The sequence below is a fragment of the Streptomyces sp. XH2 genome (assembly GCF_049725035.1).
In the GTDB taxonomy this organism is placed as follows: Bacteria; Actinomycetota; Actinomycetes; order Streptomycetales; family Streptomycetaceae; genus Streptomyces; species Streptomyces roseoverticillatus.
In genome coordinates, this window is sequence record NZ_JBMMMZ010000005.1 from 64614 (window position 1) to 90179 (window position 25566).

The 25566-nt window shown below is 73.8% G+C and carries 1 protein-coding gene; it reads right to left on the reverse strand.

What is annotated here, in order from left to right; translation table 11 throughout:
• Positions 1–83 precede the first annotated feature (83 nt).
• Positions 84–25562, reverse strand: a complete 25479-nt coding sequence (locus ACOTKD_RS11910; RefSeq protein WP_424888866.1) for a type I polyketide synthase — start codon at positions 25560–25562, stop codon at positions 84–86.
• Positions 25563–25566: the final 4 nt, after the last annotated feature.

Genomic DNA, 25566 nt, shown 5'->3' on the forward strand with positions numbered 1-25566 from the left:
CTTCCGCGTACGGCGAAGCGGCCCGCACCAGGTGATCCGGGTGCGGGCCGCTTCGTGGTGCCGGGCCGGCCCGACGGGGGCTGTCAGGAGAGGCCGAGCTCGTTGTCGAGGAGGTCGAACACCTCTTCGTCGGAGGCGGATTCGAAGTCGAAGCCCTCCTCGTCCTCCCCGGATTCCTTGCGGCCGGCTTCCGCGGCTCCGCCCCGCAGGGCGTCCCACTTCGCCTTGAGGACCTCAAGGCGGCCCGCTATCTGCTCGTGCGCCTCTTCCGTGACCTCCAGCCCGCCGAACGCCTTCTCCAGCCTGCCGAGTTCGCCGAGGAGCGCCTCCGGTCCGGAGAGCTCCCCGGGCGCGATCAGGGCGTGGAGACGGCCGACGAGTTCCACGGGCGTCGGGTAGTCGAAGAGCAGCGTCGCGGGCAGCCGGACTCCGGTGAGGGCGCTCAGCCGGTTGCGGAGCTCGATCGCCGTGAGGGAGTCGAAGCCGAGGTCCTGGAACGCCTGCTCCGGGTCGACCTGCCCGGCCCCGTCGTGGCCCAGCACGGCTGCGGCCTCGCCGCGTACGGTCTCCAGCACGACGTCGCGCGCCTCCGCGGCGGACAGCCCGGCCAGCCGCTGGGCCAGCCCGGCGGCGGCCCCGCCGCCCGTACCGGCCGCCGCGGTGCGCCGCGCCGGCGTCCGGATCAGGCCGCGCAGGAGGGGCAGGGGCTCGCCCTGTCCGCGGAGGACGGTGAGGTCCAGGCGGACGGGGAGGAGTGCCGGTGCGGTGGTGCCGAGCGCGGCGTCGAAGAGCGCCACGCCTTCCTCGGCGGTCAGCGGGGGCATTCCGGAGCGGGCCATGCGTGCGACGTCGGCCTCGGTGAGCGTGCCCGTCATGCCGCTGTCCTGCGACCAGGGGCCCCAGGCGAGCGACACGGCCGGAAGGCCAGCCGCATGGCGGTGGTGGGCCAGGGCGTCGAGGAAGGCGTTGCCGGCCGCGTAGTTGGCCTGGCCCGCGCTGCCGAAGGTGCCCGCGACGGAGGAGAAGACGACGAACGCGTCGAGGTCCAGGTCCTTGGTCGCCTCGTGCAGGTGCCATGCGGCGTCGGCCTTCGGCCGCAGGACCGCGGCCAGCCGCTCCGGGGTCAGGGACGCGATGGTGCCGTCGTCGAGGACACCGGCGGTGTGCACGACGGCGGTGACGGAGTGCCGGGCCACGAGTCCGGCCACGGCCGCGCCGTCCGTCACGTCGCACGCCTCGACGATCGCGTCCGCCCCGTACTCCGCGAGCTCGGCCACCAGCTCTTCCACTCCCTCGGCGGCCGGACCGCTGCGGCTGACCAGCAGCAGGCTCCGTACGCCGTGCACGGCCGCCAGATGACGGGCCACCGTGCGTCCCAGGCCGCCCGTACCGCCGGTGATCAGGACCGTGCCGGTCGTGTCCCACGCCATGCCGGCCGTGTCGCGCTCCTGCACCCGGGCGAGGCGCGCGGCGAGCACCTTGCCCTCCCTGACCAGCAGCTGAGGTTCGTCCGTCGCGAGCGCCTGCGGCAGCACGGTCGCGACAGCGTCGGCGTCGGCGTCGCCCGCCAGGTCCACCAGGACGAAACGCCCCGGATTCTCCGACTGCGCGGAGCGGACCAGCCCCCACACGGCGGCACCGGCGAGATCCTCACCCGACACCGCACCACGGGTCACGAACACCAGGCGCGAGTCCGCGAACCGGTCATCGGCCGGCCACGACTGCACCAGCTCCAGCGCCCGGGCGGACGCGGCGTGGACGCTCTCCACGGTGCCGTCGTGCCGGAAGGCGGCCGGCTCGACCAGCACTGCCCGGGGGATCGTTTCCCCGCCCAGGGCTTCCGGACCGGCGTACGTCCGGAAGGGCGCCCCGTCCGGCGCGGTGCCGAGTTCGACGCGTTCGCCGGTGAGGGGGACAGGCGTCCAGTCGAGCGTGAAGAGCGAGTCGCGGTCCCCGGTGCGCAGCTGACCGGCGGAGATCGGGCGTACGGTCAGCGACTCCACCGAAGCCACCGGCGCACCGGCCGGGTCCGCCATCGCGATCGATACGCCGCCGTCGGTGGGCCGCAGACGCACCCGCACCTGCGTGGCGCCGGAAGCGTGCAGCGACACGCCGGTCCAGGAGAACGGGACGCTTCCCTCACCGGCTCCCGCAGCGAACGCCGATGCGTGCAACGTCGCGTCGAAGAGGGCCGGGTGCAGGCCGTAGGCGGCGCCGTCGGTTCCTTCCGGCAGCCGGACCTCGGCGTAGATGTCCTCACCCGCCTTCCAGGCCGCCCGGAGGCCCTGGAACGCCGGGCCGTACGCGAACCCGGCAGCCGCGAACTGCTCGTAGCCGCTCTCCACATCGAGGGGCCGGGCTCCCTGCGGAGGCCATTCGGACGTGTCGAACGCCGGCGGTTCCGCGCCCGTGGTCACGGCGCCACTCGCGTGCAGTGTCCACGGCTCCTCGCCCTCGCGCCCGTGCACAGCCACCGAACGGCGACCGGAATCGTCCGGCTCGCCCACCCACACCTGCACCTGCACGCCGGCACCCGAAGCCGGCAGTACGAGAGGTGCAGCGAGCGTCAGCTCCTCCAGCACATCGCAGCCGATCTCGTCGGCGGCGCGCATCACCAGCTCGACCAGTGCCGTTCCCGGCACCAGGACGGAGCCCATCACCACATGGTCGGCAAGCCACGGATGCGACGACGTCGACAGCCGGCCCGTGAACAGCAGACCACCCGAACCCGCCAGCTCCACCGCCGCACCCAGCAGCGGATGCCCCGCCGGCCCCAGGCCCGCGAACCGCACATCGCCCGCACGCGCCACCCCGCCCAACGGCCAGAACCGCTCGTGCTGGAACGCATACGTCGGCAGGTCCACCAGCCGGGCGCCCGTACCGGCGAAGAAGGCCGTCCAGTCGACCGGAAGGCCGTGGACGTACAGCCGCGCCAGGGCTCCCGTCACGGCCGTCTCTTCGTCCCGGTCGCGGCGCAGGGCGGGAACGAGGACGGCCTCTTCGGGCAGTGACTCCTGGGCCATGGCCGACAGGACGCCGTCCGGGCCGAGCTCCAGGAACCGCGTCACGCCCTCCGCGTGCAGGACACGCACACCGTCCGCGAAGCGCACGGCCTCGCGCACGTGGCGGACCCAGTAGTCGGCGGAGGCGAGCTCCTCGGGCCCGGCAGGACGGCCCGTGAGGTTGGAGACGACCGGCACCGTCGGCGCACCGAACGACAGCCCCGCCACCACCTCGCGGAAGTCCGCCAGCATCGGCTCCATCAGCGGCGAGTGGAACGCGTGCGAGACCCGCAGCCGGCTGGTCTTGCGCCCCTCGTCCTCGAAGCGTGCCCGCAGCGCGTCGACGGCCTCCTCGGTGCCGGAGACGACCACCGACGACGGGCCGTTGACCGCCGCGACGGCAACGTCCTCGCTCAGGTGCGGCAGCACCTCCTCCTCCGTCGCCTGCAGCGCGGCCATCGCACCGCCGGCGGGCAAGGCCTGCATGAGCCGACCGCGAGCGGCCACGAGTGCGCACGCGTCCGTCAGCGGGAACACGCCCGCCACATGCGCGGCGGCGATCTCACCGATGGAGTGCCCTGCGACGAAGTCCGGTCGTACGCCCCAGGACTCCATCAGCCGGAACAGCGCCACTTCGATCGCGAAGAGCGCCGGCTGCGCGTACGCGGTCTGATTCAGCAGGTCGGCGTCGTCGCCCCAGACCACGTCCCGCAGAGGACGGTCCACGTGTTCGTCCAGCCCCGCGCACACCGCGTCGAAGGCTTCGGCGAACACCGGGTACAGGGCATACAGTTCCCGGCCCATGCCCAGGCGCTGCGAACCCTGTCCCGGGAACAGGAACGCCGACTTGCCGGAGCGCACCACCCCTGTGACCGTGTCCGGTCCGGTCTCCCCCGCCGCGAGCTCCGACAGGGCCCGCGCCAGGGCATCCCGGTCCGCACCCCACACCACCGCACGATGCTGGAAACCCGACCGGCTCGTGGCCAGCGAGTACGCCACGTCCGTGATCCCCGGCCCGGGTTCGTCCCCGAGGCGGGACAGCAGCCCGGCCGCCTGGGCGCGCACCGCGGGGGCGGACTTGCCGGACACCACGAACGGTACGAGCCTTCCGGTGTCCGCGTCCTCCACCGGTTCCCCGGCCGGTTCCGGCGCGGGTTCCGGCTGTTCCAGGATCACGTGCGCGTTGGTTCCGCTGATCCCGAACGAGGAGACACCCGCGCGCCGCGGACCCTCGCCCTCGGGCCAGGCCGTCTGCTCGGTCAGCAGCTCGACGGCACCGGCCGACCAGTCCACGTGCGACGACGGCGCATCGACGTGCAGGGTGCGCGGCAGCTCACCGTAGTGCATTGCCATCACCATCTTGATCACACCGGCGACACCGGCGGCGGCCTGCGCGTGACCGATGTTCGACTTCACCGAGCCGAGCAGCAGCGGACGGTCCGCCGGCCGGTCCTGCCCGTACGTGGCGAGAAGGGCCTGCGCCTCGATCGGGTCACCGAGTGTCGTACCCGTACCGTGCGCCTCCACCGCGGCGACCTGATCCGGGGAGATGCCCGCGTTGGCCAGGGCCTGGCGGATCACGCGCTGCTGCGACGGGCCATTCGGCGCCGTCAGACCGTTCGAGGCACCGTCCTGATTCACCGCGCTGCCCCGCACCACCGCCAGGACCCGGTGACCGTTCCGGCGCGCGTCCGACAACCGCTCCAGCACCAGCATGCCCACGCCCTCACCCCAGCCGACCCCGTCGGCCGCGTCCGAGAACGCCTTGCAGCGACCGTCCGCCGAAAGCCCCCGCTGTCGCGAGAACTCCACGAACGTCGTCGGCGTCGACATCACCGTCACACCACCCGCCAACGCCAGCGAGCACTCACCGGAGCGCAGCGACTGGGCCGCCCAGTGCAGCGCCACCAGCGACGACGAGCACGCCGTGTCCACCGTGACGGCCGGACCCTCGAAGCCGAAGGTGTACGACACCCGGCCGGAGGCCACACTGCCCGCGCTGCCGCTGCCGTAGCCCTCGAACTCGGGCCCGGAGAGGAGGTCGGCGTAGTCGTTGTACATGACGCCGGCGAACACACCGGTCTGGCTGCCCCGCAGCCCGGCCGGGTCGATGCCCGCCCGCTCCAGCGCCTCCCACGTCGTCTCCAGCAGCAACCGCTGCTGCGAGTCCGTCGCCAGCGCCTCCCGGGGGCTCATCCCGAAGAACGCCGGGTCGAAGTCCGCCGCTTCCGTGAGGAACCCGCCCGCACGCGTGTAGCTCGTACCCGTGTGTGCGGGGTCGGGGTGGTAGACGGCCTCCACGTCCCAGCCGCGGTCGGCCGGGAAGTCCGTCACCGCGTCCACGCCGTCGGACACCAGCCGCCACAGGTCCTCCGGCGAGGCGACACCACCCGGGTAGCGGCAGCTCATGCCGACGATCACCACCGGGTCATCGGCCACGGCCACGGCTCCCGGCAACACCGCACCGGCACCGGCCTCCTCCGCACCGAACAACTCGTCCAGCACGTGTCCGACCAGCGCGTCCGCCGTGGGGTAGTCGAAGACGGCAGTCGCCGAAAGTCGCATCCCTGTCGCGTCGTTGATCCGGTTGCGCAATTCGACGGCGGTGAGGGAATCGAAGCCGAGGTCCCGGAAGGCCAGGGACGCATCGACATCCGCGGCTCCGGCATGTCCGAGGACCGCCGCGACCCGCTCCCGCACCAGATCCAGGAGTGCCGCACGCCGCTCGTCCCGGGACAGCCCGGTCAGGCGCTGCACGAGACCGGAGGCCCCGGAGGAAGCGGACAGCGCTGCCGAGCGCCGGGTACGCGTACGGATCAGGCCGCGCAGGAGGGGCAGGGGTTCGCCCTGTGCGCGGAGGGCCGTGAGGTCCAGGCGGACGGGAAGTACGGCCGGCTCGACGGCGCTGAGTGCGGCGTCGAAGAGCGCCACACCGTCTTCCCCGGAGAGCGGGGGCATTCCGGAGCGGGTCATCCGCGCGAGGTCGGCCTCGGTGAGGGTGCCCGTCATGCCGCTGTCCTGCGACCAGGGGCCCCATGCGAGCGACACGGCGGGGAGCCCTTGCGCCCGGCGGTGGTGGGCCAGGGCGTCGAGGAAGGCGTTGCCGGCGGCGTAGTTGGCCTGACCGGAGCTGCCGAACGTACCTGCGACGGAAGAGAAGACGACGAAGGCGTCGAGGTCCAGGTCCTTGGTGGCCTCGTGCAGGTTCCACGCCGCGTCGGCCTTCGGCCGCAGGACAGCAGCCAGCCGCTCCGGGGTCAGAGAGCCGACCACGCCGTCGTCCAGCACACCCGCGGTGTGCACGACGGCAGTGACGGAGTGGCGGGCCACCAGGTCCGCCACAGCAGCCCTGTCCGTTACGTCGCAGGCTTCGACGACGACGTCCGCCCCCTGCCGCGCCAGCTCCGACACCAGCCCCTCAGCACCCTCGACAGCCGGACCCCTGCGGCTGACCAGCAGCAGACGCCGTACACCGTGCTCCGCCACCAGATGACGGGCCACCACACGGCCCAGAGCACCCGTACCACCGGTGACCAGGACCGTGCCGGAGGAGTCCCACTCAGGAGCCTGCGGGTCCTGTGCCCGGACCCGGGCTAGGCGTGCCGCGAGAACCTGGCCGTCGCGGACCAGGAGCTGGGGCTCGTCCAATGCGAGGGCCTGCGGCAGAACGGCCGGATCGGCGTCACCGTCCAAGTCCACCAGGACGAAACGACCGGGGCTCTCCGACTGCGCCGACCTCACCAGACCCCACACCGCAGCACCGGCGAGATCCTCACCCGACACCGCACCCCGCGTCACAAACACCAGACGCGCATCCGCAAACCGCTCGTCCGCCAGCCACGACTGCACCAGCCCCAACGCCCACGCCGCCGCAGCATGCACGGACTCCACCACGTCGGCAGGCCCCCCGGGCCAGGCGACCAGCACGGCCCCGGGGACCTCGGCCTCCGCCGAAGAAACCACGTCCGCACAGGCCCGGAACGGCTCTCCGTCGGCAGCGGTGCACAGCCCGGCACATTCGTCCGTGAGCGGCACCGGCACCCAGTCGAGCGTGAAGAGGGAGTCCCGGCCACCCGTCCGCAACTGATCAGCGGAGACCGGACGTACGACGAGCGAGTCCACAGACGCGACCGGAGCTCCGGCCGGGTCCACCATCGCGATCGAAGCGCCGCCGTCGGCGTGCCGGATCCGGACGCGCACCTGTGAGGCGCCCGAGGCGTGCAAGGACACGCCGCTCCATGAGAAGGGGACGGCGCCATCGGCGTCTTCCCCGACCGCCATCGACGCGTGCAACGCCGCGTCGAAGAGGGCCGGGTGGAGACCGTAGGCGGCTCCATCGGTGTCTTCCTGCAGCCGGACCTCGGCGTAGATGTCCTCACCCGCCTTCCAGGCCGCCCGGAGGCCCTGGAACGCCGGGCCGTACGCGAGCCCGGTGTCCGCGAACCGCTCGTAGCAGTCCGCGACATCGACGGGTTCAGCGCCGGCCGGGGGCCACACCGACGTGTCGAACGCCGGCGGTTCCGCGCCCGTGGTCACCACACCGCTCGCGTGCAGCGTCCACGGCTCCTCGCCCTCGCGCCCGTGCACAGCCACCGAACGGCGACCGGAATCGTCCGGCTCGCCCACCCACACCTGCACCTGCACACCGGCACCCGAAGCCGGCAGCACCAGCGGCGCCGCCAGCGTCAGCTCCTCCAGCACATCGCAGCCCACCTCATCGGCCGCCCGCAGCACCAGCTCCACCAGCGCCGTTCCCGGCACCAGGACGGAGCCCATCACCACATGGTCCGCAAGCCACGGATGCGACGACGTCGACAGCCGGCCCGTGAACAGCAGACCACCCGAACCCGCCAGCTCCACCGCCGCACCCAGCAACGGATGCCCCGCCGAACCCAGCCCCGCGAACCGCACATCGCCAGAGCGCGCCCCGGTCGCCGCGGGCCAGTAGCGCGAGCGCTGGAAGGCGTACGTCGGCAGGTCCACCTGCCGGGCGCCGGTGTCGGCGAACACCGCTTCCCAGTCGACCGGTACGCCGTGGACGTGCATCCGGGCCAGTGCCGTGAGCAGCGCCTGGTCCTCGGCGCGGTCCTTGCGCAGTACGGGGGTGATCACGGCTCCCTCCGGCGCGGACTCCGCGGCGAGGGCGGAGAGGGCACCGTCGGGGCCGAGCTCCAGGAACGCGGTCACGCCGTGGGCTCCCAGGGCGCGCACGCCGTCGGCGAACCGTACGGCTTCGCGGACATGGCAGACCCAGTACTCCGCCGAGGCCGGTTGACCGGCGGTCGCGGGCTCGCCGGTGACGTTCGAGACGAGCGGGATGCCGGGCGCGCCGTACGTCACGCGCTCGGCGACAGCGCGGAAGTCGTCCAGCATCGGCTCCATCAGCGGCGAGTGGAAGGCGTGCGAGACGCGCAGCCTGCTCGTCTTCCTGCCCTCCCCTTCGAAGTGGGAGCGGACGGCCTCGACCGCGCCCTCGGCGCCGGAGACCACCACGGACGACGGCCCGTTGACCGCCGCGACGGCTACGTTGTCCGTCAGCAGCGGCAGCACCTCGGATTCCGCCGCCTGGACCGCCGCCATCGCGCCGCCGGCGGGCAGCGCCTGCATGAGCCGCCCCCGCGCCGCCACCAACGCGCACGCGTCCGCCAGCGAGAACACGCCCGCCACATGCGCGGCAGCGATCTCACCCACCGAGTGCCCGGCCACATACTCCGGCCGCACACCCCACGACTCCACCAACCGGAACAACGCCACCTCGATCGCGAACAGCGCCGGCTGCGCGTACGCGGTTCGGTTCAGCAGGTCGGCGTCGTCGCCCCAGACCACGTCCCGCAGGGAACGGTCGAGGTGTTCGTCCAGCCCCGCGCACACCGCGTCGAAAGCCTCTGCAAACACCGGGTACAGGGCATACAGTTCCCGGCCCATCCCGAGCCGTTGCGAACCCTGGCCCGAGAACAGGAAGGCGCGCTTGCCCGTGCGAGTCTCGCCTTCCGCCACGACGCCGGGCTCGCTCCGGCCGTCGGCCAGTGCGGTCAGGGAGCGCAGGAGGCCGTCGCGGTCGGCGGCCAGCACCACCGCGCGGTGGTGGAAGCCCGAGCGGCTCGTCGCCAGCGAGTACGCGACGTCCAGGAGCCGCGGCACGGGGTCGTGGTCGAGGTGGGACGCCAGTCGTGCCGCCTGTGCCCGCAGGGCGGCCGGTGACCTGCCGGACACCACGAACGGCACGAGCCCTTCGTCGTCCGCGTCCTCCGCCGCTTCCCCGGCCGGTTCCGGCGCGGGTTCCGGCTGTTCCAGGATCACGTGCGCGTTGGTTCCGCTGATCCCGAACGAGGAGACACCCGCGCGCCGGGGACCCTCGCCCTCGGGCCAGACGGTCTGCTCGGTCAGCAGCTCGACGGCGCCGGCCGACCAGTCCACGTGCGACGACGGCGCATCGACGTGCAGGGTGCGCGGCAGCACGCCGTGGCGCATCGCCATCACCATCTTGATCACACCGGCGACACCCGCCGCCGCCTGCGCGTGACCGATGTTCGACTTCACCGAGCCGAGCAGCAGCGGACGGTCCGCCGGCCGGTCCTGACCGTAGGTCGCGAGCAGTGCCTGGGCCTCGATGGGGTCGCCCAGCGTGGTGCCCGTGCCGTGCGCTTCCACCGCGTCCACGTCCGCGACCGACAGCCCGGCGCTCGCCAGGGCCTGCCGGATGACGCGCTGCTGCGACGGGCCGTTGGGGGCCGTCAGGCCGTTCGAGGCGCCGTCCTGGTTCACGGCGCTGCCGCGTACCGTCGCCAGGACGCGGTGGCCGTTCCGGCGCGCGTCCGACAACCGCTCCAGCACCAGGATGCCGGCGCCTTCGGCCCAGCCCACGCCGTCGGCGGCGTCCGCGAACGCCTTGCAGCGACCGTCCGCCGACAGGCCGCCCTGCCGCGAGAACTCCACGAACGTCAGCGGGGTCGCCATCACCGTCACACCGCCCGCAAGTGCGAGCGAGCACTCGCCGGAGCGCAGCGACTGCGCGGCGAGGTGCAGGGCCACCAGCGACGACGAGCACGCCGTGTCCACCGTGACGGCCGGGCCTTCGAACCCGAAGGTGTACGACACGCGGCCGGAGGCGATGCTGCCCGCGCTGCCGCTGCCCTGGTACCCCTCGAACTCGCGCCCGGCGAGGAGCTGGGAGTAGTCGTGGTACATCACACCCGCGAAGACGCCCGTACGGCTGCCGCGCAGGGCGGCCGGCTCGATGCCGGCGCGTTCGAGGGCCTCCCAGGTCGTCTCCAGCAGCAGCCGCTGCTGGGCGTCGGTGGTCAGGGCCTCCCGGGGGCTCATCCCGAAGAACTCGGGGTCGAACTCCCCCGCGTCGTACAGGAAGCCGCCGGAGCGGGTGGCCACGGCGCCCTCGCGGTCGGGGTCGTCGGTGTCCTCGATCTCCCAGCCGCGGTCGGCCGGGAAGGCGGAGACGGCGTCCACGCCGTCCGACACCAGTCGCCACAGCTCCTCGGGCGAGGTGACTCCGCCGGGGTAGCGGCAGCTCATGCCGACGATGACGACCGGGTCGTCCGCCAGGGGCGGGAGGGCCGACACCGGCAGCGGCGCTTCTGCCTCCGCCTCTCCTTCCGCTTCCGCGCTGAAGAGTTCGGCGAGGAGGTGGCCCGTCAGGGCATCGGCCGTCGGGTAGTCGAACACGGCCGTGGCCGGCAGTCGCAGGCCTGTGGCCTTGCCCAGCCCGTTGCGGAGTTCGATCGCGGTGAGGGAGTCGAAGCCGAGGTCCTGGAACGCCTTCGCCGCGTCGACCGTCTCCGGGCGGGCGTGTCCGAGGACCGCCGCGATCCGCTCACGCACCAGGTCCAGCAGCACCGCGCGCCGCTCGGTCTCGGACAGCCCGGCCAGGCGTTGTACGAAACCGGACGCCGCGGCCGTGCCGGACGCGGCGGCGCGGCGTCCCGCCGTACGGACCAGGCCGCGCAGGAGGGTCAGGGGCTCCCCCTGTGCACGCAGGGCGGCGAGGTCCAGGCGGACGGGGAGCAGGGCCGGCTCGGCAGTGGCCAGGGCGGCGTCGAAGAGGGCGAGGCCTTCCTCGGCGGTCAGCGGCGGCATGCCCGAGCGGGCGATCCGCTGCAGGTCGGCGTCCGACAGGGTGCCGGTCATGCCGCTGTCCTGCGACCACGGGCCCCAGGCGAGTGACACGGCGGGGAGCCCTTGCGACCGGCGGTGGTGGGCCAGGGCGTCCAGGAAGGCGTTGCCGGCCGCGTAGCTGGCCTGACCCGCACTGCCGAACGTACCTGCGACGGAAGAGAAGACAATGAACGCGTCGAGGTCGCGGCCCTTGGTGGCCTCGTGCAGATTCCACGCCGCATCGGCCTTCGGCCGCAGGACAGCAGCCAGCCGCTCCGGGGTGAGCGAATCGACCACCCCGTCGTCCAGCACACCAGCGGTGTGCACGACAGCGGTGACGGAGTGGCGGGCCACCAGGTCCGCCACAGCAGCCCTGTCGGTCACATCGCACGCTTCGACCGTCACTTCGGCGCCCTGGTCCGCCAGTTCGGCGGCGAACTCGCGGGCACCTGTGGCGGCCGGGCCACGGCGGCTGACCAGCAGCACACTCCGTACACCGTACTCCGCCACCAGATGACGGGCCACCACACGGCCCAGACCACCCGTACCACCGGTGATCAGGACCGTTCCGGAGGAGTCCCACTCAGGAGCCTGCGGGTCCTGTGCCCGGACCCGGGCTAGGCGTGCCGCGAGAACCTGGCCGTCGCGGACCAGGAGCTGGGGCTCGTCCAATGCGAGGGCCTGCGGCAGAACGGCCGGATCAGCGTCACCGTCCAAGTCCACCAGGACGAAACGGCCAGGACTCTCCGACTGCGCCGACCGCACCAGACCCCACACCGCAGCACCGGCGAGATCCTCACCCGACACCGCACCCCGCGTCACAAACACCAGACGCGCATCCGCAAACCGCTCGTCCGCCAGCCACGACTGCACAAGCCCCAACGCCCACGCCGCCGCAGCATGCACGGACTCCACGGTGCCGTCGGTGCGAGCGGCATGTCCGACCAGGACGGCCCCGGGGACGTCGGCTTCGGTGAGGGACCCCAGGTCCGTGTGCACCCGGAGCGGTTCACCGGCCGGACCGGTGCCGAACGCGAGGCGTTCGTCCGTGAGGGGGACGGGTACCCAGTCGAGCGTGAAGAGGGAGTCCCGGCCGCCGCCCGTCCGCAGCTGGTCGGCGGAGACCGGTCGCAGGGTCAGCGATTCCACGGAGGCGACCGGCGCACCGGCCGGATCGGCCATCGCGATCTCCATTCCGCTCTCGGCGCGGCGGATACGGATACGAAGCCGCGAGGCGCCGAAGGCGTGGAGGGAGACACCGGTCCAGGAGAACGGGACGCGGCCCTCGTCGTCTCCCCCGCCGAAGGCCGACGCGTGGAGTGCGGCGTCGAAGAGGGCCGGGTGCAGACCGTACGCACCGCCGTCGACGTCCTCGGGAAGCCGGACTTCGGCGAACACCTCGTCGCCGAGCCGCCACACGGTCTCCAGGCCCTGGAAGGCCGGTCCGTAGAAGAATCCGGAGTCCGCGAACTGCTCGTAGCAGCCCGCCACGTCAACGGGCTCGGCACCTGCGGGAGGCCAGGCCGTGGCGTCGAAGGCCGGCGGTCGGGCGCCGCTCGTCAGTGAGCCGGCGGCGTGCAGCGTCCACGGCTCCTCGCTCTCACGTGAGTGCACCGCGACGGCCCGCCGGTCTGCGTCGTCCGGCTCGCCGACCCACACCTGCACCTGCACACCGGCACCCGAAGCCGGCAGTACGAGAGGTGCAGCGAGCGTCAGCTCCTCCAGCACATCGCAGCCGATCTCGTCGGCGGCGCGCATCACCAGCTCGACCAGTGCCGTTCCCGGCACCAGGACGGAGCCCATCACCACATGGTCGGCAAGCCACGGATGCGACGACGTCGACAGCCGGCCCGTGAACAGCAGACCGCCCGAGCCCGCCAGCTCCACCGCCGCGCCCAGCAGCGGATGGCCCGCCGAACCCAGCCCCGCGAACCGCACATCGCCAGAGCGCGCCATCCCGCCCGAGGGCCAGAACCGCTCGTGCTGGAACGCATACGTTGGCAGATCCGCCCACCGGGCGCCCGTACCGGCGAAGAAGGCCGTCCAGTCGACCGGAGAGCCGTGGACGTGCATCCGGGCCAAGGCGTCCAGAGCCGTCGTGTCCTCGGGCCGGTCCTTGCGCAGCACGGGCGCGAGCACGGCGTCTTCCGTCGCCGACTCCCGGGCCATGGCCGACAGGACGCCGTCCGGGCCGAGCTCCAGGAACCGCGTCACGCCCTCCGCGCTCAGCGTCCGCACGCCGTCCGCGAAGCGCACGGCCTCGCGCACGTGACGCACCCAGTATTCGGCCGAGGACAACTGCCCGGGCCCGGCGAGCCGCCCCGTCACGTTCGACACCACCGGCACCGCCGGCTCCCCGAACGACAGCTCCGCCACCACCGCCCGGAACTCGTCCAGCATCGGCTCCATCAAGGGCGAATGGAAAGCGTGCGACACGCGCAGCCTGCCGGCCCTGCGTCCCTCGCCCTCGAAGTGCGCCCGGACCGCCTCGACCGCGTTCTCCTCTCCGGAGACCACCACTGACGACGGGCCGTTCACCGCCGCGATCGCGACGCCCTCCGTCAGCAGCGGCACCACCTCGGCTTCCTCCGCTTCGAGCGCCACCATCGCGCCGCCCGCGGGCAGGGCCTGCATCAGCCGGCCCCGCGCCGCCACCAGCGCACACGCGTCCGGCAGCGAGAACACACCCGTCACATGCGCGGCGGCGATCTCACCGATGGAGTGCCCTGCGACGAAGTCCGGTCGAACGCCCCACGACTCCACCAGCCGGAACAACGCCACCTCGACCGCGAACAGGCCCGCCTGCGCGTACGCGGTCTGATTCAGCAGGTCGGCGTCGTCGCCCCAGACCACGTCCCGCAGAGGACGGCCCACGTGTTCGTCCAGCCCCGCGCAGACCGCGTCGAAAGCCTCCGCGAACACCGGGAACCGGCCGTACAGTTCCCGGCCCATCCCCAATCGCTGCGAACCCTGGCCGGAGAACAGGAACGCCGACTTCCCGGTGCTCACCCCGCCCACGACCACACCCGGGCCGTCCTCGCCGACCGCGACCGTCGACAGGGCGAGCATCACATCGCTCCGGTCCTCGCCCCACACCACCGCGCGATGGGTGAAGCGCGACCGGCCCACGGCCAGTGAGTAGCCGATGTCCCGTGCCGGCAGCTCGTCGTGGGCGGCGACGAAGGACAGCAGGCGTGCCGCCTGGGCGCGCAGCGCCGCCTCGTTCCTGCCCGAGAGCACCAGGGGCAGCACGCCGGCCCCGGCCGCCGGTACCTCTTCGACCGGTTCCGCCGCTTCCGCCGGCCCGGGCTGTTCCAGGATGACGTGTGCGTTCGTGCCGCTGACGCCGAAGGAGGAGACGCCCGCGCGGCGGCGCTCGGACTCCGGCCACTCGGCCGGTTCGGTGAGGAGCTCGACGGCGCCGGCCGACCAGTCCACGTGCGACGACGGCACGTCGACGTGCAGGGTCTTCGGCAGCACGCCGTGGCGCATCGCCATCACCATCTTGATCACGCCCGCGACGCCCGAGGCGGCCTGCGCGTGACCGATGTTCGACTTCACCGAGCCGAGCAGCAACGGACGGTCCGCCGGCCGGTCCTGCCCGTACGTGGCGAGAAGGGCCTGCGCCTCGATCGGGTCACCGAGTGTCGTACCCGTGCCGTGCGCTTCCACCGCGTCCACGTCCGCCGCCGACAGCCCGGCGCTCGCCAGGGCCTGCCGGATCACGCGCTGCTGCGACGGGCCGTTCGGCGCCGTCAGACCGTTCGAGGCACCGTCCTGGTTCACCGCGCTGCCCCGCACCACCGCCAAGATCCGGTGGCCGTGACGACGCGCGTCCGACAACCGCTCCAGCACCAGCATGCCCACGCCCTCACCCCAGCCGACACCGTCGGCCGCGTCCGAGAACGCCTTGCAGCGACCGTCCGCCGACAATCCCCGCTGCCGCGAGAACTCCACGAACGTCGTCGGCGTCGACATCACCGTCACACCACCCGCCAACGCCAGCGAGCACTCGCCGGAGCGCAGCGACTGGGCCGCCCAGTGCAGCGCCACCAGCGACGACGAGCACGCCGTGTCGACCGTGACGGCCGGACCCTCGAAGCCGAAGGTGTACGCGACGCGGCCGGAGGCGATGCTGCCCGCGCTGCCGTTGCCGCGGTATCCCTCGAACTGGTCACCGACGAGGATCTCGCTGTAGTCGGTGTACATGAGGCCGGCGAAGACACCGGTCCGGCTGCCGCGCAGTCCGGCCGGGTCGATGCCTGCCCGCTCCAGCGCCTCCCACGTCGTCTCCAGCAGCAACCGCTGCTGCGAGTCCGTCGCCAGCGCCTCCCGGGGACTCATCCCGAAGAACGCCGGGTCGAAGTCCCCGGCCTCGTGGAGGAATCCGCCGGAGCGGGTGTAGGAGGTGCCGACGGCGTCCGGGTCGGGGCTGTAGAGCGACTCGACGTCCCAGCCGCGGTCCGTGGGGAAGCCGGAGACGGCGTCCGCACCGTCGGACACCAGCCGCCACAGGTCCTCCGGCGAGGTCACGCCGCCCGGGTAGCGGCAGCTCATGCCGACGATCACCACGGGGTCGTCGGCGGCGGCCGGTGTCCGCACCGGGGACGGTGCGTCCGCCGCCTCTTCTTCCCGCCCGCCGAACAGCTCGTCCAGCAGGAACCCCACCAGTGCGTCCGCCGTCGGGTAGTCGAAGACGGCGGTCGGTGAAAGCCGCAGTCCCGTCGCGTTGTTGATCCGGTTGCGGAGCTCGACCGCCGTCAGGGAGTCGAAGCCCAGCTCCTGGAAGGCCCGGGTGGGGTCGACCGTCTGCGGGCTCGCGTGGCCCAGGACCACGGCGACCTGGGCGCGCACCACGTCAAGGAGCACGTCGCGCCGTTCGGCGGCGCCCAGCGGGGAGAGGCGTCCCACGAGGCCGGCCGCCGCGGCCGAGCCGGCGACCGCCGAGCGGCGGGCGCGGGACCGGACGAGGCCGCGCAGGAGCGGGGGGATGTCCTCCTGCCCGCGCAGGACGGCGAGGTCGAAGCGTACGGGGAGTACGTGCGCGGTGTCGGCGGCCAGTGCGGCGTCGAAGAGCGCCACCCCTTCGGCAGGGGTGAGTTCGGGCATGCCCGAGCGGGCGATCCGCTGCAGGTCGGCGTCCGACAGGGTGCCCGTCATACCGCTCTCTTGTGACCACGGGCCCCATGCGAGCGACGCGGCGGGAAGGCCTTGCGCCCGGCGGTGGTGGGCCAGGGCGTCGAGGAAGGCGTTGCCGGCGGCGTAGTTGGCCTGACCGGAGCTGCCGAACGTACCTGCGACGGAGGAGAAGACGACGAAGGCGTCGAGGTCCAGGTCCTTGGTGGCCTCGTGCAGGTGCCATGCGGCGTCGGCCTTCGGCCGCAGGACAGCAGCCAGCCGCTCCGGAGTCAGAGAGCCGACCACGCCGTCGTCGAGGATGCCCGCGGTGTGCACGACGGCAGTGACGGAGTGGCGGGCCACCAGGTCCGCCACGGCAGCCCTGTCCGTTACGTCGCAGGCTTCGACGACGACGTCCGCCCCCTGCCGCGCCAGCTCCGACACCAGCTCCTCAGCACCCTCGGCAGCCGGACCCCTGCGGCTGACCAGCAGCAGACGCCGTACACCGTGCTCCGCCACCAGATGACGGGCCACCACACGGCCCAGAGCACCCGTACCACCGGTGATCAGGACCGTTCCGGAGCGGTCCCACTCAGGAGTCTGCGGGTCCTGTGCCCGGACCCGGGCCAGCCGGGCCGCCGACACGTCGGTGCCCCGCACCAGCAGCTGAGGTTCGTCCGAGGCCAGAGCGCGCGGCAGGACGGCCGTGTCGGCCTCCGCGTCCAAGTCCACGAGGCCGAAGCGACCCGGGTTCTCCGACTGCGCCGACCGCACCAGGCCCCACACCGCAGCACCGGCGAGATCCTCACCCGACACCGCACCCCGCGTCACGAACACCAGACGCGAGTCCGCAAACCGCTCGTCCGCCAGCCACGACTGCACCAGCCCCAACGCCCACGCCGCCGTAGCGTGCACGGACTCCACCACGTCCTGCGGGCCGGGCGTCACCGGGGCCAGGACCGCTTGCGGCACCCGGCCGGAGCCTGCCAGGGACGCCAGGTCCGTGTGGCTGTCGAACGCCGAGCCGGTGAGGGAGCCGAGCACGGCCACGGTTGCCGCCGCACCGGCCGGGGGCAGCCGTACGGGGTTCCATGCCGGCTGGAACAGCGCGTCGCGCCCTGCGAGGCTCGCGCCGCCGTCCGGCCGGCTCGCGGAGACGGGCCGTACGGTCAGGGACTCGACGGTGGCGACCGGGCCGCCTTCGGCGTCCGCGACGTCCACGGACACCGTGTCCGCGCCGTGCCGGACGACGCGGACCCGTACGGCCGAGGCGCCGGAGGCGTGGAGCGTGACCCCCTCCCAGGAGAAGGGCACGACACCCTGGTCGACGCCGTTGAAGGCGCAGACGTGCAGGGCCGCGTCGAGCAGCGCCGGGTGCAGGCCGTACGCGGGGGCGTCGGCCTCGGCGACCTCGGGCAGGGCGACCTCGGCGAACACCTCGTCGCCCCGCCGCCACGCCGCCCGCAGGCCCCGGAAGTGCGGCCCGTAGTCGAATCCGCCGTCGGCGAAGCCGTCGTAGAGGCCGGTCACGTCCACGGCCGCGGCGTCGGCGGGCGGCCAGGATCCGGCACGGAAGTCGTGGCCGGGGTCCGGGGTCCGGTCGCCCGTCGCGAGGACGCCGGTGGCGTGCTGGACCCACGGGCGGTCGCCGTCGCCCTCCGGCCGGGAGCGGGCACCGAAGGTGCGCCTGCCGGAGTCGTCGGCGGGGCCGACGCGCAACTGCACCTGGACGCCACCGTGTTCGGGCAGGACCAGCGGGGCGGCCAGGGTCAGCTCGTCGATCCGGTCGCAGCCCGCCTCGTCGGCGGCGCGGACGGCGAGTTCGACGAACGCCGTGCCCGGCAGCAGGACCGACCCCGTGATCCGGTGGTCGGCCAGCCAAGGGTGGGACTGGAGCGACAGGCGGGTCGTGAACAGCAGGCCGTCGCCGTCGGGCAGTTCCACGGCGGCGCTGAGCAGCGGGTGCCCGGCCGCTTCGAGGCCGGCGGCGCCGATGTCCCCGGTGCCGGTGCGGCCGGGAGCGGGCCAGAACCTCTCGTGCTGGAAGGCGTACGTCGGGAGGTCGTCGGCGAGGCACGCGTCCGTGCCGGCGAAGAACGCCGCCCAGTCGGCGGCCGTGCCGTGGACGTGCAACTGCCCGAGGGCGGAGAGGAGCGTCGCGTCCTCCGGGCGGTTCTTGCGCAGGGCGGGGACGAGGAGGGTTTCGTCCGGCAGCGACTCGCGTGCCATGGCGGAGAGCGTGCCGTCGGGCCCCAGTTCCAGGAAGCGCGTCACGCCCTCGGCGTGCAGGGCGCGGATGCCGTCGGCGAAGCGCACGGCTTCGCGGACGTGGGTCACCCAGTACCCGGGGCTGCGCAGTTCCTCCGGCGTGGCCGGGGCGCCGGTCGCGTTCGAGATCACGGTGAGCTCCGGCGCGCCGTAGGCGAGGCCCTCGGCGACGGCGCGGAAGTCGTCCAGCATCGGCTCCATCAACGGCGAGTGGAAGGCGTGCGAGACGCGCAGCCTGCTCGTCTTCCTGCCCTCGCCCTCGAAGTGGGAGCGGACGGCCTCGACCGCGCCCTCGGCGCCGGAGACCACCACGGACGACGGGCCGTTGACCGCCGCGATCGCGACACCCTCCGTCAGCAGCGGCAGCACCTCGGTTTCCGCCGCCTGGACCGCGGCCATCGCACCGCCGGCGGGCAGCGCCTGCATGAGCCGCCCCCGGGCCGCCACCAGTGCGCACGCGTCGCCCAGCGAGAACACGCCCGCCACATGCGCGGCGGCGATCTCGCCCACCGAGTGCCCGGCCACGTGCTCCGGCCGCACGCCCCACGACTCCACCAGCCGGAACAGCGCCACTTCGATCGCGAACAGCGCCGCCTGTGCGGATGCGGTCCGGTTCAGCGCCTCCTCGTCGTCGCCCCAGACGACCTGCTTCAGCGGACGGTCCAGATGCTCGTCCAGCCCGGCGCACACCGCGTCGAAGGCCTCCGCGAACACCGGATACCGGGCGTGCAGCTCCCGGCCCATGCCCAGCCGCTGCGAGCCCTGGCCCGAGAAGAGGAAGGCGTCCTTGCCTTCGTGCGCGGTGCCCGCGGCCAGGGCGGGGTCGGCTTCGCCCGCGGCCAGGGCGGTCAGGGCGCGTACCGCGGTGTCGTGGCAGTCGGCCAGGACGGCCGCGCGGTGTGCGAAGGCCGTACGGGTCGCCAGCGTGCAGGCGCTGTCCGTGAGCCGCGGTGCGGGGTCGCGGTGGAGGTGAGCCAGCAGCCGGGCCGCCTGGGCCTTGAGGGCGTTGTCGTTCCTGCCGGACAGCAGCAGGGGTACGGGGGCCCGGGTCTCCGGGGCGGTGGCGGGGGCCTCGGTGGCCGCGGTGTCCGCGGGCTCGTCCTCGGCCTGTTCGAGGACCACGTGGGCGTTGGTGCCGCTGATCCCGAACGCGGAGACGGCGGCGCGCCTCGGGCGGCCCGTGCCGGGCCACTCGGTCGGTCCGGTGAGCAGTTCGACCGCGCCCGTGGTCCAGTCGACGTGCGAGGTGGGCTCGTCCACGTGCAGGCTCTCGGGCAGCAGGCCGTGTCCCATCGCCAGAACCATCTTCATCACGCCGGCCACGCCCGCGGCGGCCTGTGTGTGTCCCAGGTTGGACTTCACCGAGCCCAGCAGCAGCGGCCGACCCTCAAACCGGTCCTGCCCGTAGGTGGCCAGCAGGGCCTGTGCCTCGATCGGGTCGCCCAGCCTCGTGCCGGTGCCGTGCGCCTCGACGGCGTCGACGTCGGACGCGGCCAGGCCGGCGTTGGCGAGGGCCTGGCGGATGACGCGCTGCTGGGCGGGGCCGTTGGGCGCGGACAGGCCGTTGGAGGCGCCGTCCTGGTTGACGGCCGAGCCGCGGACGACCGCGAGCACCCGGTGTCCGTTGCGGCGGGCGTCGGAGAGCCGCTCCACGAGCAGCAGCCCGACGCCTTCGCTCCAGCCGGTGCCGTCGGCGGCGGCCGCGAACGGCTTGCAGCGGCCGTCGGGGGCGAGCCCGCGCTGCCGGGCGAACTCCACGAAGGAGGACGGGGTCGCCATCACCGTGACGCCGCCGGCGAGGGCCAGCGAGCACTCGCCCGACCGCAGCGACTGCACCGCCATGTGGAGCGCCACCAGCGACGACGAGCAGGCCGTGTCGACCGTGACCGCAGGTCCCTCGAAGCCGAAGGTGTACGACACCCGTCCGGAGACCACGCTCAGGGCGTTGCCGGTGAGCGCGTGCCCGGCGACCTCGTCCTGTGCCGCGTCCAGGACCGTGCGGTAGTCCTGGGCGTTGGTGCCCGCGAAGACGCCGGTGCTGCTGCCGCGCAGGGACTCCGGGTCGATGCCGGCGCGTTCGAGGACCTCCCAGGTGGTCTCCAGGAGCAGCCGCTGCTGTGGGTCCATGGCGAGGGCCTCGCGCGGCGATATCCCGAAGAAGTCCGCGTCGAAGCCGGCCACGCCGTCGAGGAAGCCGCCCCCGCGGGCGTAGCTCGTGCCCTGGTGGTCGGGGTCGGGGTGGTAGAGCCGGTCGAGGTCCCAGCCCCGGTCGCCGGGGTAGGGGGCGATGGCGTCCCGGCCGTCGGCGAGCAGTTGCCAGAGCTCTTCCGGTGAGCTGATCCCGCCGGGGAAGCGGCAGGCCATGCCCACGATCGCCACGGGTTCGTCGAGGACGGCGGCCGCGCGTTCCACGGTGGCCGCGGCCCCTGCCGTGCCCAGGACTTCGGAGTGCAGGTAGCCGGCGACGGCGGTGGGGGTGGGGTGGTCGAACAGCAGGGTGGCGGGCAGCCGGAGGCCTGCCGCGGCGGACAGGCGGTTGCGCAGGTCGACCGCCATCACCGAGTCGAATCCCAGTTCTCGGAAGGGGCGCTGGGTGTCGACGGTGGCCGTCGGGGCGTGTCCGAGGGTCTTCGCGGCCTCCTCCCGGACCAGTCGCAGCAGGGCCCGCTCGCGCTCGGCGGCCGGCAGTGCGCCGATCCGGTCGCGCAGCGCGGAGCGCTCCTCGCGCGGCCGGTCGCCGCCGGAGAGGGCGTGGCGCGCCTCGGGGAGGCCGGCGAGGAGGGGGCTGGGGCGGACGGCGGTCAGGGCGGGGGCGTAGGCGGCCCAGTCCACGTCGGCCACGGTCACGTTCGCCGCGCCTTGGGCGAGGGCCTGGCGGAGGGCGGCGAGTGCGGGGGCCGCGGGCATGGGGAGCAGTCCGTCGCGGCTGAGGCGGGCGGCGGCATCGCCGTCCGTGGCCATGCCGGAGCCGGCCCAGGGGCCCCAGGCGACCGAGGTGGCGGGCAGGCCCTCGTGGCGGCGCCGTTCGGCGAGGGCGTCGAGGAAGGCGTTGGCGGCGGCGTAGTTGGCCTGGCCCCGGTTGCCCAGGACGCCGGCGACCGAGGAGAACAGGACGAACATCTCCAGGCCAAGGTCCCGCGTGAGTTCGTGCAGGTGCAGTGCGGCGGTGGCCTTCGGGCGCAGGACGGTCTCGAAGCGTTCGGGGGTGAGGGACTCCAGGACGCCGTCGTCCAGCACGCCGGCGGCGTGCACGACACCGGTCAGGGGCAGGTCGTCGGGGATGTCCGCGAGGACGGCGGCCAGGGCGTCGCGGTCGGCGGCGTCGCAGGCGGCGACGGTGACGCGGGTGCCCCGGTCGGCGAGTGCGGCCGCGAGCTCCCGCGCGCCGGGGGCGTCGAGGCCCCGGCGGCCGGTGAGCACCAGGTGCTCGGCTCCGGCGTCCGCCAGCCAGTGCGCGACGTGGGCGCCGAGCGCGCCGGTGCCGCCGGTGACCAGGACCGTGCCGTGTGCGGTCCACCGGGCACCGGTGTCGCCGCCGGGCGTGATCCGCCCCAGGCGGCGGGCGAAGGCTCCGGACGGCCGGACGGCGAGCTGGTCCTCGTCTCCGGCAAGGGCCCCGAGGAGCCCGGAGACGACCCGGCCGTCCACGTTCGCGGGGAGGTCGACGAGCCCGCCCCAGCTCTGCGGGGATTCCAGGGCGACCACGCGCCCGAGGCCCCACACCTGGGCCTGGAGGGGGCTGGTGAGCGCGTCCCGCTCGTCCACGGCGACGGCGCCGCGGGTGACGCACCACAGCGGGGCCCGGACGCCGGACGTCTCCAGGGCGTGCAGCAGGCCGGTGGTGGCGGTCAGGCCGCGCGGCACCGAGGGGAGGTCCGGGTGGGGGCGTTCGTCGAGGGCGAGCAGGGAGAGCACTCCGTCGACGGGCCCGTCCGGCAGCTCGACGGCGCCGCTGTCGGAGAGGACGAGGGGTTCGGTGTGCAGGCCCTGGTCGCGCAGGGTGTCGAGGAGCCGGGTGACCCAGGGGTCGCCGGTGGCGTGGTCGGGCAGGGCGACGAGCCAGTTCCCGGTGACCGGGGGGCCGGCCGGGGCGGCGAGGGGTGTCCACTGCACCCGGTAGCTCCACCTGTCCGCCTCGGCCTGCGTCCTGCGCTGCCGGCGCCAGGCCGAGAGCGTGGGGAGGACGCTGCCGAGGGAGTCGGCCTCGTTCCCGTCGACGGCCAGGACGGCCGACAGCCCTTCGAGGTCCTCGCGTTCGACGGCTTCCCAGAATCCGGCGTCGCCCGCTTCGCCGGCCGGGCTCTCGCCGGCCGCGGCACCGGCGTCCAGCCAGTACCACGCGCGTTGGAAGGCGTAGGTCGGCAGCTCGACGCGGTCGGCGCCGAGCGTGCCGAGCCAGGCGGACCAGTCGACGCGGGTGCCGTGGGCGGAGGCGGTGGCGACGCCCTCGGCGAGGGCCTGCTCTTCGGGGCGTCCCGTGCGCAGGAGGCTGATGACAAGGGGCTGTTCGAGGGTGGTCAGGGAGTCCTCGACCATCGGCGCGAGCACGCCGCCGGGGCCGATCTCGACGAAGGCGGTGACGCCCTCGGCCTCCAGGGTGCGTACGGCGGTGTGGAAGCGGACGGCTTCCCGGACCTGCCGGACCCAGTACGCGGGCGAGCACAGTTCCTCGTCACGGGCGAGCGTTCCGGTCACCGTGGAGACCACGGGGATGCGGGGGGTGTGGAACTCCAGGTCCTCGGCGACGCGCCGGAAGTCCTCCAGCATGCCGTCCATGTGCGGCGAGTGGAAGGCGTGGCTGACCCGGAGCCGCTTGGTGCGGCGGCCCTGTGCCTCCCAGTGGGCGGCGATCCGGGACACGGCGTCCTCGTCGCCCGAGACGACCGTGGAGGCGGGCCCGTTGACCGCCGCGAGGGCGGCGCGGTCCTCGTGGCCGGCGAGGGAGGCGCGGATCTCCTCCTCGGTGGCCTCTACGGCCACCATGGCTCCGCCTTCGGGCAGCGCCTGCATCAGGGTGCCGCGGGCCGCGACCAGGCGTGCGGCGTCCCGGAGGGAGAGGACTCCGGCCACGTGGGCGGCGGTGAGCTCGCCGATGGAGTGGCCGGCGACGAACCGCGGTGTCACGCCCCAGGATTCGACGAGCCGGAAGAGGGCGGTCTCCAGGGCGAAGAGGGCCGCCTGGGTGTAGGCGGTCCGGTCGAGCAGGGCGGCGTCGTCCGTGCCGTCCTCGGCGAAGAGCACGTCGCGGACGGGCCGGTCCAGGTGCGGGTCGAGCTCGGCGCACACCGCGTCGAAGGCCTTGGCGAACTCCGAGTGGGCGCCGTACAGCTCGCGTCCCGTGCCCGGGCGCTGGGAGCCCTGCCCGGCGAAGAGGAAGGCGGTGGTCGCCTTCGCGGCGACGCCGGTCACGAGGCCGGCCGCGGTACGGCCTTCCGCGAGGGCGTCCAGGCCGGTGAGGAACGCGTCCCGGTCGTCGGCGACGACGGCGGCGCGGTGCTCCATGAGGGGCCTGGTGGCCGTGAGGGAGTGGGCGACGTCGGCCGGTCCGAGGCCGGCGTGGGCGCGGACGTGGCGGGCGAGCCGCGCCGCCTGGGCCCGCAGGGCCTCGCCGGTCCGGGCGGACAGGATCCAGGGCAGCGCGCCGGGCCGGGCGGCGGGCCGAGGTGCCGGGCCGGCTTCGCGCGGCGGTGCCTGTTCCAGGACGACGTGGGCGTTGGTGCCGCTGATGCCGAAGGAGGAGACGGCCGCGCGGCGCTCCCGGCCGGTCGTGGGCCAGGGTTCGGGCGCGGCGAGGAGCCGGGCGCTGCCTTCGCTCCAGTCGACGTGGGGGGTGGGCTCGTCGAGGTGCAGGGTCGCGGGCAGTTCCCCGTGCCGCATGGCCAGGACCATCTTCATGACGCCGGCCACACCGGCGGCCCACTGGGTGTGGCCGATGTTGGACTTCATGGAGCCGATCAGTACGGGCCGGTCGGCGGGGCGCTGTCCGTACGTGGCGAGCAGGGCGTGGGCCTCGATGGGGTCGCCCAGCGCCGTGCCCGTGCCGTGGGCCTCGACGGCGTCGACGTCGCCGGCGGCGAGCCCGGCGTCGGCCAGCGCCTGGCGGATGACGCGCTGCTGGGAGGGGCCGTTGGGGGCGGTGAGGCCGTTGGACGCGCCGTCCTGGTTGACGGACGAGCCCTTCAGCACCGCGAGCACGGGGTGGCCGTTGCGCACCGCGTCGGAGAGCCGCTCGACCAGCAGCAGTCCGGCGCCCTCGCCCCAGGCCGTGCCGTCGGCGGCGGCCGCGAAGGGCTTGCAGCGGCCGTCGGGGGCCAGGCCGCGCTGGCGGGAGAAGTCCACGAACAGCTGCGGGGTGGACAGCACGGTCGCGCCGCCCACCAGGGCGAGGGAGCACTCGTCCCGCCGCAGCGCCTGAGCCGCCAGGTGCAGGGCGACCAGCGACGAGGAGCAGGCCGTGTCGACGGTCAGGGCGGGGCCTTCGAGGCCGAGGGCGTACGCGATGCGGCCGGAGGCGATGCTGATGAAGTTGCCGGTCATCAGGTGGCCGCCGACCTCGTCCGGCCGCCGGCGGCCGGCCGTGTCGTACCCGGCGTAGCCGGTGCCGACGAACACGCCGGTGCGGCTGCCCGCGAGGGACTGCGGGTCGATGCCGGCCCGTTCGAGGGCTTCCCACGCGGTCTCCAGGAGCAGCCGCTGCTGCGGGTCCATGGCGAGGGCCTCGCGCGGCGATATCCCGAAGAACCCGGGGTCGAACTCGCCCGCGTCGTAGAGGAATCCGCCCTCGCGGGTGTAGCTGGTGCCCTGGTGTTCCGGGTCGGGGTGGTAGAGCCCGTCGAGGTCCCAGCCGCGGTTGCCGGGGAGGGAGGAGACGGCGTCGACGCCGTCCCGGAGCAGCTCCCACAGCTCTTCCGGCGAGCGGACGCCGCCGGGGAAGCGGCAGGCCATGGAGACGATCGCGATGGGCTCGCGCTGCTTCCGCTCCGTTTCGCCCAGTTGCCGGCGGGTCTCGTGGAGATCCGCGATCGCGCGCTTGAGGTACTCGCGCAGCTTCGCCTCGTTCGACATCAGG

Bases quoted from the DNA above. Each gene is read 5' to 3' on its own strand.
- ACOTKD_RS11910 (WP_424888866.1), bottom strand. From the start codon at position 25,562: ATGTCGAACGAGGCGAAGCTGCGCGAGTACCTCAAGCGCGCGATCGCG.